Source organism: Priestia sp. YIM B13486 (assembly GCF_042787865.1).
Taxonomy (GTDB): domain Bacteria; phylum Bacillota; class Bacilli; order Bacillales; family Bacillaceae_H; genus Priestia; species Priestia megaterium.
The window spans coordinates 159,719-181,769 of the sequence record NZ_JBHZOZ010000001.1 but is presented as its reverse complement, the minus strand read 5'-3'; the positions used below and the strand labels follow the sequence as shown (position 1 = coordinate 181,769).

Annotated in this window: 22 protein-coding genes; all 22 read left to right on the top strand. The window is 40.3% G+C overall.

The features are described 5' to 3' along the window. The first annotated feature begins 141 nt into the window (after positions 1–141). Complete coding sequence (locus ACFX4G_RS00860) at positions 142–504, top strand: Asp23/Gls24 family envelope stress response protein (protein ID WP_013058913.1); 363 nt, start codon at positions 142–144, stop codon at positions 502–504. Positions 505–520: 16 nt separating this feature from the next. Then, positions 521–2,188: a DAK2 domain-containing protein gene (locus ACFX4G_RS00855; protein ID WP_029320552.1), complete on the top strand. Its 1,668-nt coding sequence runs from the start codon at positions 521–523 to the stop codon at positions 2,186–2,188. A 196-nt stretch (positions 2,189–2,384) separates the two neighbouring features. Further along, positions 2,385–3,413 (top strand): PTS sugar transporter subunit IIC, encoded by a 1,029-nt coding sequence (locus ACFX4G_RS00850; protein WP_016765419.1) that lies wholly within the window; start codon positions 2,385–2,387, stop codon positions 3,411–3,413. Positions 3,414–3,626: 213 nt separating this feature from the next. Beyond that, positions 3,627–4,289, top strand: a complete 663-nt coding sequence (gene sdaAB, locus ACFX4G_RS00845) for an L-serine ammonia-lyase, iron-sulfur-dependent subunit beta (protein ID WP_013058911.1) — start codon at positions 3,627–3,629, stop codon at positions 4,287–4,289. Between the two features lie 99 nt (positions 4,290–4,388). Beyond that, positions 4,389–5,276, top strand: a complete 888-nt coding sequence (gene sdaAA / locus ACFX4G_RS00840; RefSeq protein WP_014458410.1) for an L-serine ammonia-lyase, iron-sulfur-dependent, subunit alpha — start codon at positions 4,389–4,391, stop codon at positions 5,274–5,276. Continuing rightward, positions 5,269–7,317, top strand: coding sequence for an ATP-dependent DNA helicase RecG (gene recG, locus ACFX4G_RS00835; RefSeq protein WP_025750343.1), 2,049 nt, complete (start codon positions 5,269–5,271; stop codon positions 7,315–7,317). The genes sdaAA and recG overlap by 8 nt, the downstream gene beginning before the upstream one ends. A gap of 501 nt (positions 7,318–7,818) precedes the next feature. Continuing rightward, entirely contained in the window at positions 7,819–8,382 is a 564-nt protein-coding gene (gene fapR, locus ACFX4G_RS00830; protein WP_013058909.1) for a transcription factor FapR, read from the top strand. Positions 8,383–8,402: 20 nt separating this feature from the next. After that, the gene (gene plsX / locus ACFX4G_RS00825) at positions 8,403–9,407 is read left to right on the top strand and encodes a phosphate acyltransferase PlsX (RefSeq protein ID WP_028410795.1); all 1,005 of its coding nucleotides are present in this window, start codon (positions 8,403–8,405) and stop codon (positions 9,405–9,407) included. A gap of 3 nt (positions 9,408–9,410) precedes the next feature. Beyond that, the gene (gene fabD, locus ACFX4G_RS00820) at positions 9,411–10,355 is read left to right on the top strand and encodes an ACP S-malonyltransferase (protein ID WP_043976457.1); all 945 of its coding nucleotides are present in this window, start codon (positions 9,411–9,413) and stop codon (positions 10,353–10,355) included. Position 10,356: 1 nt separating this feature from the next. Continuing rightward, on the top strand, positions 10,357–11,097 hold the full coding sequence (gene fabG, locus ACFX4G_RS00815) for a 3-oxoacyl-[acyl-carrier-protein] reductase (RefSeq protein ID WP_013058906.1): 741 nt from the start codon (positions 10,357–10,359) through the stop codon (positions 11,095–11,097). A 138-nt stretch (positions 11,098–11,235) separates the two neighbouring features. After that, entirely contained in the window at positions 11,236–11,469 is a 234-nt protein-coding gene (gene acpP / locus ACFX4G_RS00810; RefSeq protein ID WP_013058905.1) for an acyl carrier protein, read from the top strand. Between the two features lie 181 nt (positions 11,470–11,650). Continuing rightward, positions 11,651–12,397 (top strand): ribonuclease III, encoded by a 747-nt coding sequence (rnc, locus tag ACFX4G_RS00805; RefSeq protein ID WP_013058904.1) that lies wholly within the window; start codon positions 11,651–11,653, stop codon positions 12,395–12,397. Between the two features lie 77 nt (positions 12,398–12,474). Beyond that, entirely contained in the window at positions 12,475–16,035 is a 3,561-nt protein-coding gene (gene smc, locus ACFX4G_RS00800) for a chromosome segregation protein SMC (protein WP_377572607.1), read from the top strand. A gap of 25 nt (positions 16,036–16,060) precedes the next feature. Next, complete coding sequence (gene ftsY, locus ACFX4G_RS00795) at positions 16,061–17,059, top strand: signal recognition particle-docking protein FtsY (protein ID WP_013058902.1); 999 nt, start codon at positions 16,061–16,063, stop codon at positions 17,057–17,059. A gap of 279 nt (positions 17,060–17,338) precedes the next feature. Further along, a complete protein-coding gene (locus tag ACFX4G_RS00790) occupies positions 17,339–17,671 on the top strand; it encodes a putative DNA-binding protein (protein WP_025750337.1) in 333 nt (110 codons plus the stop codon). Positions 17,672–17,683: 12 nt separating this feature from the next. Beyond that, positions 17,684–19,027, top strand: coding sequence for a signal recognition particle protein (gene ffh, locus ACFX4G_RS00785; protein ID WP_013058900.1), 1,344 nt, complete (start codon positions 17,684–17,686; stop codon positions 19,025–19,027). A 136-nt stretch (positions 19,028–19,163) separates the two neighbouring features. After that, positions 19,164–19,436, top strand: coding sequence for a 30S ribosomal protein S16 (rpsP, locus tag ACFX4G_RS00780; protein WP_013058899.1), 273 nt, complete (start codon positions 19,164–19,166; stop codon positions 19,434–19,436). Positions 19,437–19,447: 11 nt separating this feature from the next. Next, positions 19,448–19,678, top strand: a complete 231-nt coding sequence (locus tag ACFX4G_RS00775; protein ID WP_013058898.1) for a KH domain-containing protein — start codon at positions 19,448–19,450, stop codon at positions 19,676–19,678. A 151-nt stretch (positions 19,679–19,829) separates the two neighbouring features. Then, the gene (locus ACFX4G_RS00770) at positions 19,830–20,213 is read left to right on the top strand and encodes a YlqD family protein (protein ID WP_097824513.1); all 384 of its coding nucleotides are present in this window, start codon (positions 19,830–19,832) and stop codon (positions 20,211–20,213) included. A 12-nt stretch (positions 20,214–20,225) separates the two neighbouring features. Beyond that, on the top strand, positions 20,226–20,738 hold the full coding sequence (gene rimM / locus ACFX4G_RS00765; protein ID WP_340446960.1) for a ribosome maturation factor RimM: 513 nt from the start codon (positions 20,226–20,228) through the stop codon (positions 20,736–20,738). Next, entirely contained in the window at positions 20,738–21,478 is a 741-nt protein-coding gene (gene trmD, locus ACFX4G_RS00760; protein ID WP_097824512.1) for a tRNA (guanosine(37)-N1)-methyltransferase TrmD, read from the top strand. The genes rimM and trmD overlap by 1 nt, the downstream gene beginning before the upstream one ends. A gap of 161 nt (positions 21,479–21,639) precedes the next feature. After that, complete coding sequence (gene rplS / locus ACFX4G_RS00755; protein WP_013084808.1) at positions 21,640–21,984, top strand: 50S ribosomal protein L19; 345 nt, start codon at positions 21,640–21,642, stop codon at positions 21,982–21,984. The last annotated feature ends 67 nt before the right edge of the window (positions 21,985–22,051 follow it).

Genomic DNA, 22,051 nt, shown 5'->3' with positions numbered 1-22,051 from the left:
AACCTGGGCTATTACTTATTTTAAGATAAGTTGATACCTAATACTGTCATCTTTAAAAGGGACAAGCTGGACGCCTCTTTTAAAACGAGATTGATTATAGTAGAATATTTATAACCTATGAAAGTAGAAAGGGGAACGAGTATGTCCATCGAAATGAAAACGAAGTATGGTCAAATTGATATCTCTACAGATGTAATTGCCACAATTGCTGGAGGAGCAGCTGTTGATTGTTACGGGATTGTCGGAATGGCTTCAAAAAATCAGCTTAAAGATGGTCTTACAGAAATTCTTCGCAAAGAAAACTTTACACGAGGTATTGTGGTAAGACAAGAAGAGGATGACGTACATATCGACATGTACATTATCGTAAGCTATGGAACAAAAATTTCTGAAATTGCTCATAATGTGCAAACAAAAGTAAAATACACACTGGAACAAACGGTTGGTTTAACGGTTGATTCAGTAAATATTTATGTGCAGGGTGTTCGTGTAACGAACGTTTAATTAAGGAGGAAGATTCGTGTCAATGACAACGTTGGACGGAAAGCGGTTTAGAGAAATGGTGCTTCAAGGAGCCCAGCATCTATCTAACAATGCAGATTATGTAGATGCGCTGAACGTTTTTCCTGTACCAGATGGTGATACTGGAACAAATATGAACTTATCGATTACGTCTGGTGCTAAAGAAGTGAAAAATAAACTATCTGATCACATCGGCCAAGTGAGTCAAGCTTTGTCTAAGGGCTTATTGATGGGCGCGCGCGGTAATTCAGGAGTTATTTTATCTCAATTATTCCGCGGTTTTGCGAAATCGGTTGAGCAAAAGTCAGCGATTACAACAGTTGAGTTTGCTGAAGCTCTTGAGCTTGGGGTAGAAACTGCTTATAAAGCTGTTATGAAACCAATCGAAGGAACTATTTTAACAGTAGCTAAGGATACTGCTAAAAAAGCAGCGGCTGTTGCTAAAAAGCAATCTGATATGATTCTGTTCATGGAAGAAGTACTTAAGGAAGCTAATGCTTCGTTAAATCGCACGCCAGATCTTTTACCCGTGTTAAAAGAAGTAGGCGTAGTGGATAGCGGAGGCCAAGGGCTTGTTTTAATTTATGAAGGGTTTTTAGCTGAATTAAAAGGTGAAAAACTTCCGGGTGTACCCATGTCAGCTCCTTCGATGAATGAACTCGTAAATGCTGAGCATCATAAGCATGCGCAAAGCCATATGAATACAGAAGATATTGAATTTGGCTATTGTACAGAATTTATGGTAAGGCTGGAAGAGGATAAGCCTGCAGCTAAAACATTTTCTGAAGAAACGTTTCGTCAAGACTTAAGTAAATGGGGCGACTCATTGCTTGTAGTATCTGATGATGAAATCGTGAAAGTTCATATTCACGCTGAGCATCCTGGAGAAGTGTTAAACTACGGGCAGCAATATGGAAGTTTAATTAAAATGAAGATTGAAAACATGAGAGAACAGCATAGCAGCATTGTTTCAGGTGAAGAAAAGCCTGCAGTAAAAAATGCTGAAAAACAGCCGTTTGGCATTGTTACTGTGTCAATGGGAAAAGGAATTGCTGAATTGTTCAAGAGCCTTGGGGCAACGGTTGTCATTGAAGGCGGACAAACAATGAATCCAAGTACGGAGGATATTGTCAAAGCGATTGAAGAAACAAATGCTGAACAGGTACTGATTTTACCTAATAACGGAAATATTGTGATGGCTGCTAACCAAGCGGCTGCTGTTGCCGGCAGTCACGTTTCGGTTGTCCCGTCTAAAACGGTTCCTCAAGGAATGACAGCGCTGCTATCATTTAATCCTCAGCAAAGCTTAAAAGAAAACGAGGAAGTAATGACAGAAGCTCTACAGCACGTGAAAACAGGACAAGTAACGTATGCAGTTCGCGATACAAATATTGATGGTCTTGAATTAGCTAAAGGCGATTTTATGGGTATTGCCGAAAAGAAAATCGTCGTAAAAGATTCAGAGAAATTAGAAGCAGCGAAAAAGCTTTTGACTTATATGATTGATGACGAAGCGGAAATCCTTACGATTCTTCAAGGAGAGGATGTCTCAGATGATGAAGCTGAAGCGCTAACATCGTTTGTAGAAGAAACGTTTGAAGAAGTTGAGGTAGAGCTTCATAAAGGAGATCAACCTTTATATTCTTACATTTTTGCGATTGAATAACAAAAAAAAGAAGCATCCCTCCTGATGGGTGCTTCTTTTTTGTGTTTTTTAAGTTAAATACGAACTATTTTACTTTTAAATGTTGTAATTGTTCGGTATGTTAGGTATATTAGTTGAAAAGAACCCGTTTGTATGGTAGCTTTGAAAACTGATTGAGTCAAATGTGAAAGAAAACAGCATGAGAGGAGAGACAACAGTGGATATTTTAAAAGGAACAGGTTTATTATTATTAGTTTTATTTTTATTTTGGTTGTTTAGCAACAAGGCACCTTATGGCATGAAAGCAATGGGGGCTCTGGCAAGCGGAGCGGTAGCTGCGTTTCTCGTAGAGGCCTTTCAGTCATATGTAGGAGGAGATTTACTAGGTATTTCATTCCTAGGTGAAGTAGGAAAGGCTGCAGGAGGAATGGGAGGAGTTGCGGCGGCAGCACTAGTTGCTTTGGCGTTAGGAGTATCTCCTGTATATGCTCTTATGATGGGGGTGGTGTGTTCAGGGCTAGGCTTGCTCCCTGGATTTTTTGCGGGATACCTCATGGCATTTGTAGTGAAATTTATTGAGAAAAAGGCACCTGCTGGTCTAGACTTATTAGGCAACATCTTAATTGCAGCACCTTTAACAAGATTAATTGGTAATGCATTCTCACCTATTGTAGATGCGACGCTTTTAAATATTGGAGGAATTATCAAAGATACAACAAGTGCTAGCCCTATTTTGATGGGAATTATTTTAGGGGGAGTGATTACAGTAGTAGCAACGGCTCCGCTTAGCTCAATGGCTTTAACGGCTATGCTAGGGTTAACGGGATTGCCTATGGCGATTGGAGCTCTTGCTGTGTTTGGTTCTTCTTTCATGAACTATGTGCTGTTTGATCGATTAAAAATTGGGGATCGTCGTACAACTATTTCAGTTGCAGTTGAACCTTTAACACAAGCGAATATTATTTCAGCAAATCCGATTCCTATCTACATTACAAACTTTGTTGGAGGTGCACTAGCCGGTGTAGTTGTGGCTCTGTTCGGATTGGTAAATGATGCTGCAGGCACGGCAACGCCAATCGCAGGACTTGCAGTGATGTTTGGGTTTAATGACCCTATGAAGGTCACAATTTGTGCAGTACTTTGCGCACTAGCGGGAGCATTAGCTGGGTTTATAGGTTCAGTTGTTTTTAAAAACTTTAAAATTAAAACAGTAGACGATGTAGCTTCCGAGCAAGAAGCAGCTTAAGTAATTCATCTTTTCCTGCATAATATAGCAAAAAAAGCGGTGTGCTTATCTTATTTTTTATGGATAAATACACCGCTTTTTTTATGCGTGAATCCCTAATAAAAATGAGAATTTTTAAATTTTTTAAGAGCGTGAAACAAAGCTTCCAAAAAGTCAAAAGCTCAAGTAACATATAAGTAATAACAATGTCTAAATAGCAGGGGGAAAATCCTTATGAAATATAAATCTGTCTTTGATATTATTGGTCCGGTAATGATTGGACCATCTAGCTCACATACAGCTGGTGCAGCGCGTATTGGACGCGTTGCCCGAACGCTTTTTGGCAAGCAGCCCACAAAAGTTGTGGTTTCACTGTACGGTTCTTTTGCTCAAACGTATAAAGGGCACGGAACAGACGTAGCGCTAATTGGCGGTATTTTAGATTTTGATACGTTCGACCAGCGTATTCCGCAATCTTTGGACTTAGCTAAAAAAGAAGGAATGGACGTCACATTTGTTGAGGAAGCGGCAATCACAGATCATCCGAATACTGCTCGCATCAAAATGAGCGACGGATTAAAGGAAATTGAAGTTGTTGGAATTTCAATTGGCGGAGGGAAAATTCAAATTACGGAGCTGAACGGATTTGAATTAAATTTATCAGGCATGAATCCAGCTATTCTCGTTGTGCATAATGACCGATTTGGTGCCATTGCGACCGTTACGAATATTTTGATGAAACATTCAATTAATATCGGACATATGGAAGTATCTCGCAAAGAGCGCGGAGAAGTAGCGCTTATGGCAATTGAAATGGATACGAATATTGAAGATGATGTCATTGAAGAGTTAAAAACATTGCCTCACATTATTCAAGTAACAAGAATGGTTGAATAGGATAGAACGAACGTGAACGGCCTGCAAAAAATAACAGAGGCCGAGTGATTGTATATGATTCTAAAGTGAAAATAAGACAGAATGATAGCGGAGGTTACTATGTTTCGAAACGTAGCAGAACTAGTAGAATTAGCAGAAAGTCAAAATGTAAAAATTGCAGAGATTATGATTCAACAGGAAATAGATATCACGGGAGTTACTCGTGAAGAAATCATGGAAAAAATGGACCGGAACTTAACGGTTATGGAAGAAGCGGTTGAACGCGGATTAAAAGGGGTACAGTCTGTTACAGGTTTAACAGGCGGAGATGCAGTGCTGCTTCAAAACTATATTCAAAGTGGAAAATCTTTATCTGGAAATTTAATTTTAGATGCAGTCAGCAAAGCTGTAGCGACAAACGAAGTAAATGCGGCAATGGGGACAATCTGTGCAACACCTACTGCTGGATCTGCGGGAGTAGTGCCAGGAACGCTGTTTGCAGTGCAAAATAAGCTAAACCCAACTCGTAAAGAAATGATTGAATTTTTATTTACATCAGGTGCTTTTGGGTTTGTTGTAGCCAATAATGCGTCTATTTCAGGAGCAGCAGGCGGATGTCAAGCAGAAGTTGGTTCAGCTTCAGGTATGGCAGCTGCAGCGATTGTTGAAATGGCAGGAGGTACACCGAGTCAGGCAGCTGAAGCAATGGCAATTACTCTCAAAAATATGCTAGGATTAGTATGTGACCCAGTAGCGGGGCTAGTAGAAGTTCCATGTGTGAAACGAAACGCAATGGGAGCGGCGAATGCAATGATTGCAGCAGATATGGCCTTAGCAGGCATTACAAGTCGTATTCCATGTGATGAAGTCATTGATGCTATGTATAAAATTGGTCAAACAATGCCGGTTGCATTACGAGAAACTGCACAAGGAGGCTTAGCGGCAACACCAACAGGTCGCGAGCTTGAAGCGAAGATCTTTGGTATTGCATTAAATAAAAGTGAATGAACTAACAACTATTTCAATTAAAACCATTAAAGGTATTGGAGAGGAAACAGCACAGGCATTAGAGGATATGCATATTCATAGTGTGCATGACTTGTTGGAACATTTCCCATACCGCTATGAAGATTATGAGCTAAAAGATTTGGCTGAAGCAAAGCATGACGAAAAGGTCACCGTAGAAGGAAAGGTTCACAGCGTCCCTTCGCTTACGTATTACGGAAAAAAACGTTCGCGCCTTACGTTTCGGCTGCTAGTAAACCGCTATTTGATTACGGTTACTTGTTTTAATCGCCCTTACTATAAATCAAAGTTAGAAATCGATCAAACTGTTACGGTTACGGGGAAATGGGATCAGCATCGGCAAACGATTAACTTGCAGGAGCTTCAATTTTCTCCGTTTGTTAAAAATCAAACGATTGAGCCTGTTTACTCGGTTAAAGGCAGCTTAACGGTCAAAGGAATGCGGAAGTTCGTCTCTCTTGCGTTGAAGAATTATGGCAGCAGCATTCAGGATATGCTCCCGGCCTCTATTCGTTCTAGATACAAACTAGTAACGCGTGAAGAAGCGGTTAGAAGTATTCACTTACCTCGTGATCATGAAGATTTAAAACAAGCAAGACGTCGATTTGTCTATGAAGAATTTCTACTTTTTCAATTAAAAATGCAGGCGCTTAGAAAGCGCGAAAGAGAAGAAACACCTGGAATGAAGCAAGCATTTGATTCAACTGAGCTGGTAAACTTCACGAACTTGCTGCCGTTTCCGTTAACAAACGCTCAAAAACGTGTAGTAAACGAAATTACGCACGATATGAAATCGCCTTATCGCATGAATCGCTTGCTGCAAGGTGATGTAGGGTCTGGTAAAACAGTCGTAGCAGCGGTTGCTTTATACGCCACTGTTTTAGCAGGGCATCAAGGTGCTTTAATGGTACCGACTGAAATTTTAGCTGAACAGCATGCTGAGTCATTGACTGCGATGCTTGAAAAGGTAGGAATCAGCGTAGGCTTGCTAACAGGGTCTGTTAAAGGAAAAGCAAGAAGAGAGCTGCTTCAGCGAGTGAAAGACGGAGATGTTCATGTATTAGTAGGTACACATGCCTTAATTCAAGATGAAGTTATATATAATAGCTTAGGGCTCGTCATTACGGATGAACAGCACCGCTTTGGAGTTGGGCAGCGCCGGGTTTTACGTGAAAAAGGAGAGAGTCCGGATGTACTGTTTATGACGGCGACTCCTATTCCGAGAACTCTTGCTATTACGGTGTTTGGAGAAATGGATGTGTCCATTATTGATGAAATGCCAGCAGGACGTAAGGCAATTGAAACATACTGGGTAAAACATGATATGCTTGAACGTATTTTACATTTCGTTGAAAAAGAAATACATGACGGCAGACAAGCTTACGTTATTTGTCCATTGATTGAAGAATCGGACAAGCTGGATGTTCAAAATGCAATTGATGTACATGCAACACTCACTCACTATTTTAATGGAAAAGCAAGCGTTGGTCTCATGCACGGAAGATTGTCACCTGATGAAAAAGAAGAAGTGATGAAACAATTTAGCGTAAATGACGTGCAGATTTTAGTATCAACAACGGTTGTAGAAGTTGGAGTGAACGTTCCGAATGCAACCGTGATGGTCATTTATGATGCAGAGCGCTTTGGGTTATCTCAGCTTCATCAGCTAAGAGGACGCGTAGGACGAGGCGATGCACAGTCGTATTGCATTCTGCTCGCGGATCCGAAATCAGAAGTTGGAAAAGAACGAATGACCATTATGACGGAAACAAACGATGGATTTGTGTTATCAGAAAGAGACTTAGAGCTTCGTGGACCTGGTGATTTCTTTGGAAGAAAACAAAGCGGGATGCCTGAGTTTAAAGTAGCCGATATGGTGCACGATTACCGTGCGCTTGAAGTAGCTCGAGAAGATGCTGCTAAGCTTGTAAATTCCGACAGCTTTTGGACAGAAGATCAGTTTGCACTGCTGAGAATACAACTAGAAGCAACGGGCGTATTGACTGGAGAAAAATTTGATTAGTAAAAGAGACTGAAACAAAGTAGTTTAGTTGAAGGGAAATCCGAACGATCAATCGTTCGGATTTTTTTCATTGTGATGATGAACGTAGATTTCATGTATGTGATAGGTATGTAGGTGCTTCTAACTGTTAAGTGAAGGGCAAGGCACTTCTGCGGGGAAAGCGGAATAGATGAGACCCCGCAGAAGCGTAAGGGACGAGGAGGATCACCGGCCGGCCGCGGAAAGCGAAGTCTTGCACGGAAATCCGTAGCGGTGTAACAAGCAATCTATACGAGCTCCTTTACCCCATTTGTTCATCTTTAGATTGAAGTGATCTAGTTATGTCTCAATCTCTTTTCGTCTATAAAGATAAAAAGCGGCTTAGAGTGAAAGAGTTAGCCGCTGGTGGCCATTAATACGACGTCAATGCACAGAATACAGCATGTGAAAAATGTTGCAATTAGAAGGCAATGATTATATACTGCTATTAGTACCTAGTATTAAAAGTTCGGATGGTGGACAATGAAGCGCAGTAAAAAAGAAAGACAGCAGCTATTAAAAACGACAATTGAAGAAAACCCATTTATTACGGATGAAGAACTAGCAGACCGTTTTTCAGTGAGCGTTCAAACAATTCGATTAGACCGCCTAGAGTTGTCGATTCCTGAACTGCGAGAACGTATTAAGCATGTAGCTTCAAAACAACTAGACGAGGAAGTGCGTTCGCTTCCGATTGAAGAAGTAATTGGAGAAGTTATCGACATTGAACTAGATCAATCAGCGATATCTATTTTTGATGTGAAAACAGAGCATGTGTTTCAGCGTAATCAAATCGCTCGTGGTCACCACCTTTTTGCGCAAGCTAATTCGTTAGCTGTCGCTGTTATTAACAACGAACTAGCGCTCACAGCAGATGCGTCGATCCGTTATCATCGCCCTGTTAAGCTTCATGAACGAGTGATAGCAAAAGCGAAAGTTCTGTCAACTAGTGAAGTGCGAACCACCGTTGAGGTAAACAGCTATGTAGGGCAAGAGCAAGTGTTCTCTGGCACTTTTAAAATGTATCGTTCTACAAAGGATAAATAATAAAAAGGATGAGACGCAACATGAAACTAGCTATTGATGCAATGGGCGGAGATCATGCACCGAAAGCCATTATTGAAGGTGTAGAAAAAGCTACTGCTCAATTTAAAGAATTACATATTACGTTAATTGGAAACGAATCAGAAATAAAAAAATATTTAACAAATTCAGATCGTATTTCGATTATTCATACAGAAGAAACCATTGATGCAACTGATGAGCCAGTGCGAGCTGTGCGCCGTAAAAAACAAGCATCTATGGTATTAATGGCAAATGAAGTAGCCGAAGGTCGTGCTGATGCTTGTATTTCAGCAGGAAATACAGGGGCGTTAATGACAGCGGGACTTTTTATTGTAGGTCGCATCAAAGGCATTGAACGTCCAGCACTTGCTCCGACGCTTCCGACACTAGATGGAAAAGGCTTTTTAATGCTAGACGTTGGTGCAAACGTTGATGCCAAGCCTGAACATTTGCTCCAGTACGCTGTGATGGGGTCTGTGTATGCCGAAAAAGTACGCGGCATTCAAGCTCCTAGAGTGGGACTGCTGAACATTGGAACTGAGGATAAAAAAGGAAATGATTTAACAAAGCAAGCCTTTCAGCTACTAAAAAATGCTGATCTTAATTTTGTAGGCAACGTGGAATCCCGTGATTTGCTAAACGGCGTAGCGGATGTGGTTGTAACAGATGGTTTTACAGGGAATATGACTCTTAAGAGCATTGAGGGAACGGCGCTTTCTTTGTTTTCTATGATTAAACAAGAATTAATGAGCACGTTAAAAAGCAAATTAGCCGCAGCGGTGCTAAAGCCTCAGCTGCAGGGGTTAAAAGCGAAAATGGATTACAGTGAATATGGAGGCGCAGGGCTGTTTGGATTGCATGCGCCTGTTATCAAAGCGCACGGTTCGTCGGATGCGAATGCAGTATTTAGCGCGATTAAGCAAGCTGTGAATATGGTGGAAAACAATGTGTCTTCCACTATTCAAAAAGCCATCGAACAAACTGCTAATGAAGAAAAGGAGAGATAAGAAATGGGGAAAATTGCTTTTATCTTTCCAGGCCAAGGGTCACAAACTGTTGGTATGGGAAAAGATTTATATGATGGAACAGAGGAAGCGAAAAAGCTGATTCATACAGCTGACGAAGCTTTAGGGTTCAGTCTTTCAAACATTATTTTTGAAGGGCCTCAAGAAGAATTGACTTTAACTTATCACGCTCAACCTGCTCTTTTAACAACGAGTACAATGCTGCTTGAAGCATTTAAAACGAGCGGAATTACACCCGATTTTGTTGCGGGTCACAGTCTAGGAGAATACAGTGCGCTTGTGGCTGCTGAGGTTTTATCGTTTAAAGATGCCGTTGTTGCTGTTCACAAAAGAGGTCGCTATATGGACGAAGCTGTACCAGCAGGTCAAGGTACAATGGCAGCAGTGCTTGGCATGTCAGCGGAAGATCTAGAAGCCGTTACCGCTCAAATTACAAGCGAAGGCGACGCTGTTCAGCTTGCAAATATTAACTGTCCGGGTCAAATTGTTATTTCAGGTACGGTAAATGGCGTAGAAAAAGCAGGAGCTCTTGCCAAAGAAAAAGGTGCAAAACGTGTGATTCCTCTAGTGGTAAGCGGTCCATTCCACTCTAGTTTAATGAAGCCAGCCGCTGAAAAACTACGTGATACGCTAGAAACAGTGGGCTTTAGCGATGCGAAAGTTCCAGTCATAGCAAACGTAACAGCAAAGCCGGTTACTGACAGTCAAGATATTCAAAACAAGCTAGTGGAACAACTGTATTCTCCAGTGAGATGGGAAGAAACAGTTGAAACACTTCTTGCAGAAGGTGTAGATACATTTGTTGAAATTGGACCAGGAAAAGTATTATCAGGTCTTGTGAAAAAAGTAAATCGCCGTGCGGCTGTGTATGCTGTTAATGATCTTACATCATTAAAATCAACGATTGACGCACTAAAAGGGGGAGAATAACATGTTACAAGGGAAAGTTGCGGTTGTAACAGGCGCTTCTCGCGGAATTGGTCGTGCCGTTGCAATTGAGCTGGGAAAGCTTGGTGCTAAAGTAGTTGTAAACTATTCTGGCAGCGAAGCGAAAGCTCTTGAAGTTGTGGATGAAATTAAAGGATTAGGAACGGATGCAATTGCTGTACAAGCAAATGTGGCAGAAAGTGATTCTGTACAAGCAATGATAAAAGAAGCGATTTCTACATTTGGTTCAGTAGATATTTTAGTGAACAACGCGGGCATCACACGTGATAATCTTCTTATGCGTATGAAAGAAGACGAATGGGATGATGTTATTAATACAAACTTAAAAGGCGTATTTTTGTGTACAAAAGCGGTTACTCGTCAAATGATGAAGCAGCGCGCAGGACGTATCATTAATATTTCATCAATTGTCGGCGTCAGCGGTAATGCTGGACAAGCAAATTATGTAGCAGCAAAATCAGGCGTGATTGGTTTAACAAAAACAACTGCCAAAGAATTAGCGAGCCGCAATATTACAGTGAATGCAGTTGCTCCTGGTTTCATTGCAACAGACATGACGGATAAATTGAATGAAGAAGTGCAGGCGGAAATGTTAAAGCAAATCCCTCTTGCAAGCTTCGGCCAGCCTGAGGATGTTGCGAACGCAGTTGCGTTTTTAGCATCAGATGCAAGCCGTTATATTACGGGTCAAACGATTCACGTTGACGGCGGAATGGTGATGTAAAAAAGGCACTTTACGAAAAGTGTAATTTGGTGATAAAGTACAAAGGGACGTTTACTAGGCGGCCGATAAACTTTATTATTCAACCATAGTATTTTAGATGGAAATCATCTATAATGACTTGAGGGGAGGTGAAGAACAATGGCAGAGGTACTAGAACGCGTAACAACAATCATTGTTGATCGTCTTGGTGTAGACAAAAGTGAAGTGAAACTAGAATCTAGTTTCAAAGAAGACTTAGGTGCTGACTCTCTAGACGTAGTTGAATTTGTAATGGAGCTTGAAGAGGAATTTGATATCGAAATTTCTGACGAAGAAGCTGAAAAAATTTCAACTGTAGGAGATGCAGTTAATTACATACAGAGCCAAATTTAATCTGTAGTATATGTATGAAAAGCCCCGTTAAACAGCGGGGCTTTCTCTTCTTTTTAAGAATTTCAAAAAAAGACCTCTTTTTTTTGAAAAGGTAGTGTATCTTTTAGGATACCTCGTTTTATAATGAGAGATGTTAGGAAAAAACTACGAAACAATTGAAGCAGGTAAGCGGAGGTATTTTATGCCTAAACAATATTCAAATCGAGATCGAAAGATGAACGTGAAATTCAAGCAAAATTTTGCAGAGTTTCAAAAGGAAATTGGTATTCAGTTTACAAATGAAGCGCTTCTTTTTCAAGCATTTACACATTCATCCTATGTGAATGAGCATCGCAGAAGACCGTATGAAGACAACGAGCGTCTTGAGTTTTTAGGAGATGCCGTATTAGAGCTAACCGTATCACAATTTTTATTTAAAAAATATCCAACGATGAGTGAAGGTGAGTTAACGAAGCTTCGTGCAGCAGTTGTGTGCGAACCGTCGCTTGTTACTTTTGCAAATGAAATGGATTTTGGTAAACTAGTGTTACTTGGAAAAGGTGAAGAGATGACAGGCGGCCGATCTAGACCGGCTTTACTGGCCGATGTGTTTGAAGCATTTATCGGAGCTCTTTATTTAGACCAAGGGCTTGATACGGTAGTAACGATTCTAAAAAAAGTTGTCTTTCCAAAAATTAATGAAGGTGCTTTTTCTCATGTGATGGATTTCAAAAGCCAGCTTCAAGAAGTGATTCAACGTGATGGAGTTGGACAATTAGAATACAAAGTTTTGCAAGAAAAAGGTCCAGCGCATAATCGCGAATTCTTATCTCGCGTATCGTTAAATGGTGAAGAGCTCGGCGTTGGTGTAGGCCGTTCGAAAAAAGAAGCAGAGCAAAAAGCGGCTCAAGTAGCTATTACGAAAATTAGAGCGAGTCAAACGAAATAAAATGATCCCCCTCTTAACGTATTCGTTATAAAGGGGGATTTGCTATGAAAAGATTACAAGTGTGAGGGGGGATTTCTATGTTCCTCAAACGATTAGATATTGCAGGGTTCAAATCGTTTGCAGAAAAAGTATCGATAGATTTTGTGCCAGGTGTAACGGCGGTAGTAGGACCGAATGGAAGCGGAAAAAGCAACATTACGGATGCCATACGCTGGGTGCTTGGAGAACAGTCAGCCAAATCGCTTCGTGGAGGGAAAATGGAGGACATTATTTTTGCGGGAAGCGAATCACGCCGTGCGGTAAACGTGGCTGACGTAACGCTGACGTTGGAAAATGATGACCAGTTTCTCCCGCTTGACTACCATGAAGTTAGTATTACAAGGCGCGTGTACCGCTCAGGAGACAGTGAATTTTTTATTAACAACCAGCCGTGCCGCTTGAAAGATATTGTCGATTTATTTATGGATTCAGGACTTGGAAGAGAAGCTTTTTCGATTATCAGTCAAGGAAAAGTAGAAGAAGTACTAAGCAGTAAATCTGACGAGCGCCGTAAAATTTTTGAAGAAGCTGCAGGTGTATTAAAATACAAAACGCGTAAACGAAAAGCGGAGCTCCGACTTCTCGAAACGCAAGAAAATTTAAATCGAGTGGTAGATATTCTTCATGAAATTGAAGGCCAGTTAGAGCCTTTACAGATTCAATCGTCTATTGCAAAAGATTATTTGCAGAAAAAAGAAGAATTAGAGCACATTGATGTGGCTGTTACGGTATTTGAAGTTGAAGATCTTCATCAGAAATGGGAAAAATTAAAAGCTGAAATGGCTCAGCACGAGCAGCTTGAAGAATCTCTCGCGACGAATATTCGCACGCGTGAAGGAGAAATCCAGACCCTTCGTTTGCACATTCAGCAAATAGATGAACAACTAGACTCTTTACATAAAAAACTACTATATGTAAGTGAAGAAGTAGAAAAGCTAGAAGGCAAAAAAGAAGTATTAAAAGAGCGTAAGAAAAATGCCTTTCAAAATAAAGAGCAGCTGGAACGTTTAGTAAAAGAGTATACTCATAAGCATCAAGAGCTAAGTAAAGCAAAAGACAGCGAAGGAAAAGATCTTGAGCAATCTCAAAAAGAAGTACAAGAGATACGTCTGAAGCTTACTGAGCAGGAACAGCTGTTCAGGCAGTACAGCGAGAATCTAGAAGAAAAACTTGAACAGATGAAAAGCGAGTATTTTGAATTAGCGAACGCTCAAACATCCGCCCGAAATGAAATTTCATTTTTAGAGCAGCAAAAAATGCAAACGTTTGAAAAAGAGCAGCGTTTAACAAAATCCAACGAGCAATACGTAGAACAGCGCCGTGAATTAACGCAGCGAAAAGAAGCGGCGATCAAAAGGCTTGCTCAGTTTCGTCAAGAGCTTCAGGAGGCTGTACAAGTGTATAAGCAGCAAGGAGAGAAGCTTGAGTCATTAAGGCAAGCCTATCGCAAACAAGAGTCTACTCTTTATCAAGCTTATCAGTACGTACAGCAGACAAAATCACGAAAAGAAATGCTGGAAGAGATGCAAGAAGACTATGAAGGTTATTTTCACGGTGTAAAAGAAGTATTAAAAGCGCGTGATGAGAAGCTTGCAGGTATCAAAGGCGCGATTGCTGAGCTAATTAATGTGCCAAAAGAGTATGAAACAGCGCTTGAAATTGCCCTTGGAGGAGCAGCTCAGCATATTGTCGTTCAAGACGAACAAAGTGCACGTCAGGCAATTGGCTTTTTGAAACAAAATGGTTACGGGAGAGCTACGTTTTTACCACTGACGTCTGTAAAAGACCGTTATGTTCCCGCTCAAACTATTTCTATGCTAGAGAGCCATGAAGCGTATGTAGGAATCGCTTCATCTCTTGTTAAGTACGAAGCTACCTACGACCGAGTTATTAAAAATTTGCTTGGAACCGTTATTGTAGTAAATGATTTAAAAGGTGCAAATGAACTTGCCCGTCTTGTGCAGCACCGCTATCGTTTTGTGACCGTTAAAGGAGATGTCGTCAACCCCGGTGGTTCGATGACAGGCGGTTCAATGAAGCAAAAGTCTAACTCTTTGTTAGGCCGTCAGCGTGAAGTGGAAGCCATTACGGCAAAAATAGAAGAGATGGAACAAAAGACGCTTGTGCTCGAGCAAGATGTGAAAGATAAAAAGTCACAGATTGAGGAGCTTCAGCAGGAAATTAATAAACAGCAGGCATTTGTGGAACGCTTGAAAGACAAAGAGCAGGAATCTGACCGAGAAGTAAAGCAAATTGACATCGAAGAAAAAGCAGTGAATGACCGCTTAACCATGTACGATCATGATATTGCTAGCTTTAGACAAGATCAGACGAGCTTGTCTGCTCGAATTGATGAGCTCCATACAAGTTTGCAAGGAAATCAGCAGCAGGCAAATGTATTAGAGAAAAACATTGAAGAGTTAGCTGCACGCAAGCATACACAGCAAACGTCTAAAGAAACGGTTCAACATGAGCTTACAGAAGTAAAAGTCCTTCTTGCGAAAAAAGAACAGTTCCTCGCAAATCAGCAAGAAAAATATGAAAGAGTGTGTTTTGAGCTTGATCAAACCATTCAGCGTTTATCTGAAACTACAGATGATCTTTCTCTTTTAACGAGTGAAATCACGAGCAACGACTCGGGTGAACTTCAGCTCGAAGAAGCAGCGCATGAGCGAATAAAAGAAAAGACAGAAACGTTAAAATTAATGGATGACTCCAGATCAGAGCGGTTGAAAGCCCAGAATAAACTTGAAGACGAAGAGAGGATTGTAAAAGAGCTGCAGCGTCAGTACAAACAAATTGCGGATGCTTTAAAAGATGAAGAAGTCAAAATCAATCGAATTGACGTAGAGCTAGACAGCCGTCTGCAGCAGCTGACAGAAGAGTACGAAATTAGCTTTGAAGCAGCAAAAGAAAAATATCCTTTAACATTAGATATTCAAGAAGCGAGGAAAAAAATCAAGCTCATTAAATTGGCAATTGATGAATTAGGAACCGTAAACCTAGGTTCTATTGAACAATACGAACGCGTTTCAGAGCGCTATGAATTTTTAAATACGCAGCGAGCGGACCTTGACGAAGCGAAAAATACGCTGTATCAAGTGATTGAAGAAATGGACGAGGAAATGAAGAAACGTTTTTCTGATACGTTCTCTCGTATCCGCAATGAATTTGGTACAGTGTTCTCTTCCCTATTCGGAGGAGGAAAAGCGGATTTAAAATTAACAGATCCGAAAGATTTATTAAATACAGGTGTGGAAATTGTTGCCCAGCCTCCTGGGAAAAAACTGCAGAATCTAGGGTTGCTGTCAGGCGGCGAGCGTTCGTTAACAGCCATTGCTCTCCTGTTTTCTATTTTGAAAGTACGTCCGGTGCCTTTTTGTGTGCTAGATGAGGTGGAAGCAGCGCTTGATGAAGCAAACGTTCATCGCTTCGCTACGTATTTACGCAAATTTAGTAATCAAACACAGTTCATTGTTATTACTCACCGAAAAGGTACAATGGAAGAAGCTGATGTACTGTACGGTGTGACAATGCAAGAATCTGGCGTATCGAAATTAGTCTCTGTTCGTTTAGAAGAATCAAAGCAATATGTTTAACTCATAGAATGAAAGGGTGGTACGAATGAGCTTTTTTAAGAAACTAAAAGAAAAAATTACAATGCAAACCGATTCTGTTACCCAAAAATTTAAAGATGGACTATCAAAAACGCGCAATTCTTTTTCAGAACGCGTGAATGATCTAGTGTCTCGCTATCGTCAAGTAGACGAAGAGTTTTTTGAGGAATTAGAAGAAATTTTAATTAGTGCTGATGTCGGTGTGGCTACCGTGTTGGATTTAATTGATGACTTAAAATCGGAAGTGAAACGCCGTAATATTAAGGATCCTCAAGATGTACAGGCTGTCATCTCTGAGAAATTAATTGATATTTATGAATCTGGTGAAGAGCAGATTGGTGAACTGAATATGCAGCAAAATGATTTAACGGTGATTTTGTTTGTAGGGGTAAACGGCGTTGGGAAAACAACAACAATTGGAAAAATTGCGCATAAATTCAAACAAGAAGGCAAAAAAGTCGTAATGGCAGCAGGAGATACGTTCCGTGCCGGTGCGATTGAGCAGTTAGAAGTATGGGGAGAACGCGTTGGTGTGGATGTTATTAAGCAATCTGCAGGCTCTGACCCTGCCGCTGTCATGTATGACGCTGTTCAGTCAGCTAAGGCTCGAAAAGCAGATGTTTTATTATGTGATACAGCAGGGCGCCTTCAAAATAAAGTAAATTTAATGAAAGAATTAGAGAAAGTAAAGCGTGTTATTGAACGAGAAATTCCTGGTGCTCCTCATGAGGTACTGCTTGTACTTGATGCGACGACGGGTCAAAATGCTTTAAGTCAGGCTAAAACATTCTCAGAAGCAACGAACGTGACGGGAATTGTGTTAACAAAACTAGATGGTACGGCTAAAGGCGGAATTGTTCTTGCCATTCGAAACGAACTGAAGCTTCCTGTTAAATTCGTTGGACTTGGAGAAAAAGTGGACGACCTTCAGCCGTTTGACACGGAGCAATATATCTATGGGTTATTTGCCAATGCTGTAGAAGAAGAAACAGAAAAAGAGGCGTAATCTAAAAAGAGGCTGGGATATAAGTATCTTAGTTGAAGGGAGATCCGAACGATTAATCGTTCGGATTTTTTTATTAGCAGGGTGGATGCAGGTTTCATATTTATTCTTCTTTAAATTGAAGTAATTTAGTTATATCTCCATCTCCATCTCTTTTAAGTGGGAAAATGTGAGGTGTTAAGGAAAAAACTTGACATTCAAACCTCGCCTAGTTAAACTAATAACATGTAAAGGCTTTTCACTTAACAAGGGGGCGGTCAGATGGTTGAAAAGAGCGTGCATATGCTCGAAAAAACAACAAGAATGAATTACTTATTTGACTTCTATCAGGCGCTGTTGACGCCCAAACAAAGAAGTTATATGTCACTTTATTACTTGGATGATTATTCCCTCGGTGAAATAGCGGAAGAATTTGATGTGAGTCGTCAAGCAGTTTATGATAATATAAAACGTACAGAGCAAATGCTTGAACAATATGAGGAAAAGCTATTGTTATTTCAACGGTTTCAAGAGCGTCAATCAATTGTTCAACAACTGAAAGACGAACTTGCAGCCGACTTACACAAGAACAGTAAGCTTTCTTCTCTTCTTGATTCGCTCGAGAAATTAGATTAGGGGGCGGCGTATATGGCATTTGAAGGATTAGCCGACCGTTTGCAAAGCACACTGCAAAAGTTAAAAGGAAAAGGAAAAGTTAACGAAGCTGATGTTAAAGAAATGATGCGTGAAGTTAGACTTGCCCTTTTAGAAGCCGATGTAAACTTTAAAGTAGTAAAAGACTTTGTTAAGCGCGTAAGCGAACGTGCTGTAGGTCAAGACGTTCTTAAGAGCTTAACGCCTGGACAACAAGTTATTAAGGTTGTACAAGAAGAATTAACTGCACTTATGGGCGGAGAGCAAAGCAAGATTGCAGTAGCTCCAAAAGCTCCAACTGTAATTATGATGGTTGGACTTCAAGGTGCAGGTAAAACAACAACAACCGGTAAACTTGCCAATTTATTACGTAAAAAATATAACCGTAATCCATTGCTTGTAGCAGCAGATATTTATCGTCCGGCAGCTATTAAACAGCTTGAAACACTAGGAAAACAGCTTAGCATGTCTGTTTTTTCATTAGGTGATCAAGTAAGTCCTGTGGAGATTGCGAAACAAGCTATTGCTCATGCGAAAGAAGAGCATCACGATTATGTATTAATTGATACAGCGGGACGTTTGCATGTTGATGAAAATCTAATGGAGGAGTTAGAACAGATCAAAGAGCTTTCTAACCCAGACGAAATTTTCCTTGTTGTCGATGCGATGACGGGTCAAGATGCAGTAAACGTTGCGGATAGCTTTAATAAGCAATTAGGATTAACTGGAGTTGTATTAACGAAACTAGACGGCGATACGCGCGGTGGTGCAGCGCTTTCTATTCGTGCAGTAACCGATACACCAATTAAGTTTGTCGGTCTTGGAGAAAAAATGGATGCTATTGAAGCATTCCATCCAGAGCGTATGGCTTCCCGTATCTTAGGTATGGGTGATGTGCTGACGCTTATCGAAAAGGCTCAAGCAAATGTAGATGCTGAAAAAGCAAAAGAGCTTGAAGCTAAGCTGCGCACGCAGTCATTTACATTTGATGACTTTTTAGATCAACTTGCTCAGGTGCGTCAAATGGGACCGCTTGATGAGCTGATTGGTATGCTTCCGGGCGCCAATAAAGTAAAGGGGCTCAAAAACCTGCAGGTGGATGAAAAGCAAATTAATCATGTAGAAGCAATTATTCGTTCTATGACGAAAGCGGAAAAAACAAACCCTGAAATCATTAATGCAAGTCGAAGAAAGCGTATTGCAAAAGGAAGCGGACGTTCTGTACAAGAAGTCAACCGTTTGCTTAAACAATTTGAAGACATGAAAAAAATGATGAAACAAATGACAAATATGTCAAAAGGCAAGAAAAAGGGTATGAAACTTCCATTCTTTTCATGATAAAACGCTTGATTTGGACTGAAAAACCAAAGAAAATAAAATATTTTTCTAGTGTTAAGAAAAAAACCTTTACAAACATTTTACCTATTTGATATTATATTATCTTGTTGAAACATATTCGGAGGTGCTTTATAAAATGGCAGTAAAAATTCGTTTAAAACGTATGGGAGCTAAAAAATCTCCTTTCTATCGTATCGTAGCAGCAGACTCTCGTTCACCACGTGATGGACGTTACATCGAAGTAGTTGGAACTTACAATCCTGTAGTTCAACCAGCTGAAGTTAAAATCGATGAAGAGCTAGCTCTTAAATGGTTACAAAATGGTGCTAAACCATCTGATACAGTTCGTAACCTTTTCTCTAACGAAGGCATCATGGAAAAATTCCATAATGCTAAATTAGGAAAATAATTTCACTCGAGATGACATCACTAATCGAAACAATTGTAAAGCCGCTTGTTGATTACCCAGCTGATGTTAAAGTGGAGGAACAAGAAGATGAACGTCAAGTGACGTACATTCTTACTGTTCACCAAGAAGATGTCGGCAAAGTAATCGGCAAACAAGGCCGCGTTGCAAAAGCGATTCGAACTGTTGTGAATGCAGCAGCATCACAGCAAGGTAAAAAAGTGTATGTGAAAATTCAAGAGTAATCAAAAAGGGAGAGGGATAACCTCGCCCTTTTTTTATGTTATGATAAGATGAACGTTTTGATCACAGTAAGTCTTTTGCGAGCAAGAAGCAGCTATTTCAATATGCATGTAAAAAGCACAAGGTCACTATCTTGAGAGCGGAGGGAACGTTTTGAACATTATTCAAAAAGTGGTTGTGAAACAAGTGTTAACTGAAGCAAGCAAACAAGATCTTGAAAATCGTTTTATAAATCGCAAGCAGGCGCTTGAAAAAGAAATGGAACAGCTGAAATTTCAGTTAAAGCACATGGAAAAAGCCAATAAAGGTTCTTCTTTATTACATAGTCAGTTTGAAAAAGAAAAATCCGCTCGCCTTGAAAAAATTGAAGTGTTGAACTTTCAGCTGACGCAATTAGAAAAGCTTCCTTTAGGGAGCGAACTCGTTGAAACGGAACTGGATGCCTTGGTAGAGGTAGAAATCGGCGATGATTGGGAAAAGATAAAAGAAAGTAAAACAATTATTATAAAAGATAGCAAAGTTGTTGAGATTAGATAGAGGTGAAGAAGTATGAAATGGTTTAAGGTTGGAAAAATTGTGAATACCCATGGTGTAAAAGGAGAAGTTCGTATTGTATCAACTACGGATTTTGCTGATGAGCGTTATGAAAAAGGAAATAAACTTTATATCTTCAAAGAAAAGCAAAGCGAGCCGGTAGAAGTAACAGTAGCAAGCCACCGCAGGCATAAAAATTTTGATCTGCTTACATTCGAAGGCTATCAAAACGTAAATGATGTTGAGCAGTATAAAAACTGCGAAGTAAAAATCCCTGAGGAGCAGCTAACGGATTTAGAAGAAGGTGAATTCTATTTCCACGAAATTATTGGCTGTACAGTAAAAACAGAAGACGGAGTAGAGGTAGGAACGGTCAAAGAAATTTTAACGCCGGGAGCTAATGATGTGTGGGTTGTTAAAAAAGGCGGAAAAGAAGTTCTTATTCCTTACATCGACGACGTTGTACAATCTATTGATATAGATGAAAAAGAGATTGTTATTACAGTAATGGAAGGGTTATTGGACTAATGAAAATTGATGTACTGTCGCTATTTCCTTCTATGTTTGACGGTGTTTTTGGTGAATCAATTTTGAAAAAAGCACAGGAAAAAAATGCGGTTGAACTGAATGTAGTTAATTTCCGAGAATATTCTACGAACAAACATCAAAATGTGGACGATTATCCTTACGGCGGAGGTGCTGGAATGGTATTGACGCCTCAGCCTATTTTTGACGCTGTAGAAAAGCTGACTGAAACAGCCAAGAAGCCCCGGGTAGTTTTGCTTTGTCCGCAGGGCGAACGCTATACACAGGCAAAAGCAGAAGAGCTAGCAGCAGAAGAGCATTTAATTTTTATTTGCGGTCATTACGAAGGATATGATGAACGAATTCGTGAGCAGCTGGTAACTGATGAAATTTCAATTGGTGACTATGTATTAACTGGAGGAGAGCTTGGTGCAATGGTTGTGATCGATAGCGTTGTTCGCCTGCTTCCCGATGTGCTTGGCAATAATCATTCAGCTGTACAGGACTCACACAGTACCGGTTTACTAGAGCACCCCCACTATACGCGTCCCGCTGATTTTAGAGGCTTAACGGTTCCTGAAGTACTTATGTCAGGAAATCATAAAAAAATTGAACAGTGGCGCCAAAAAGAGTCTTTAAAGCGCACGCTGCTTCGAAGACCGGATATGCTTGAAAAGATAGAGCTAACAGAAGAGCAAAAGAAACTAGTAGCTCAATTAAAAGAAGAAAATCAGCTTTCATAAATCCATAAAATTTATGCATAAACTCTGTTGCATACGGTATAAGAGTGTGCTAAGATAGATTTTGTGGCTTGGGCAGATGTCTGGTCACCTATAACGATGTTCCGCTGCAATGATTGAAAAGCATTGGTATGAGCGTCTGTTGGAAGGAGTTGAAACACGCGATGCAAAAATTAATCGAAGAGATTACAAAAGAACAATTAAAAACAGATCTTCCTACGTTCCGTCCTGGTGATACTGTACGTGTACACGTAAATATCGTTGAGGGTACTCGTGAACGTGTTCAGGTATTTGAAGGTGTTGTTATTAAGCGTCGTGGCGGTGGTATCAGCGAAACATTTACAGTACGTAAGATTTCTTACGGTGTAGGTGTAGAGCGTACATTCCCACTTCATACGCCAAAAATTGCAAAAATCGAAGTAATGCGCCGCGGTAAAGTACGCCGTGCGAAACTTTATTACCTACGTGAATTACGTGGTAAAGCTGCGCGTATTAAAGAAATTCGATAATAGTAAAGGGGAGCTTGTTTATACAAGCTCCTTTTTTCAAATGTTTTTTTAGAACGATTCGTTCTCT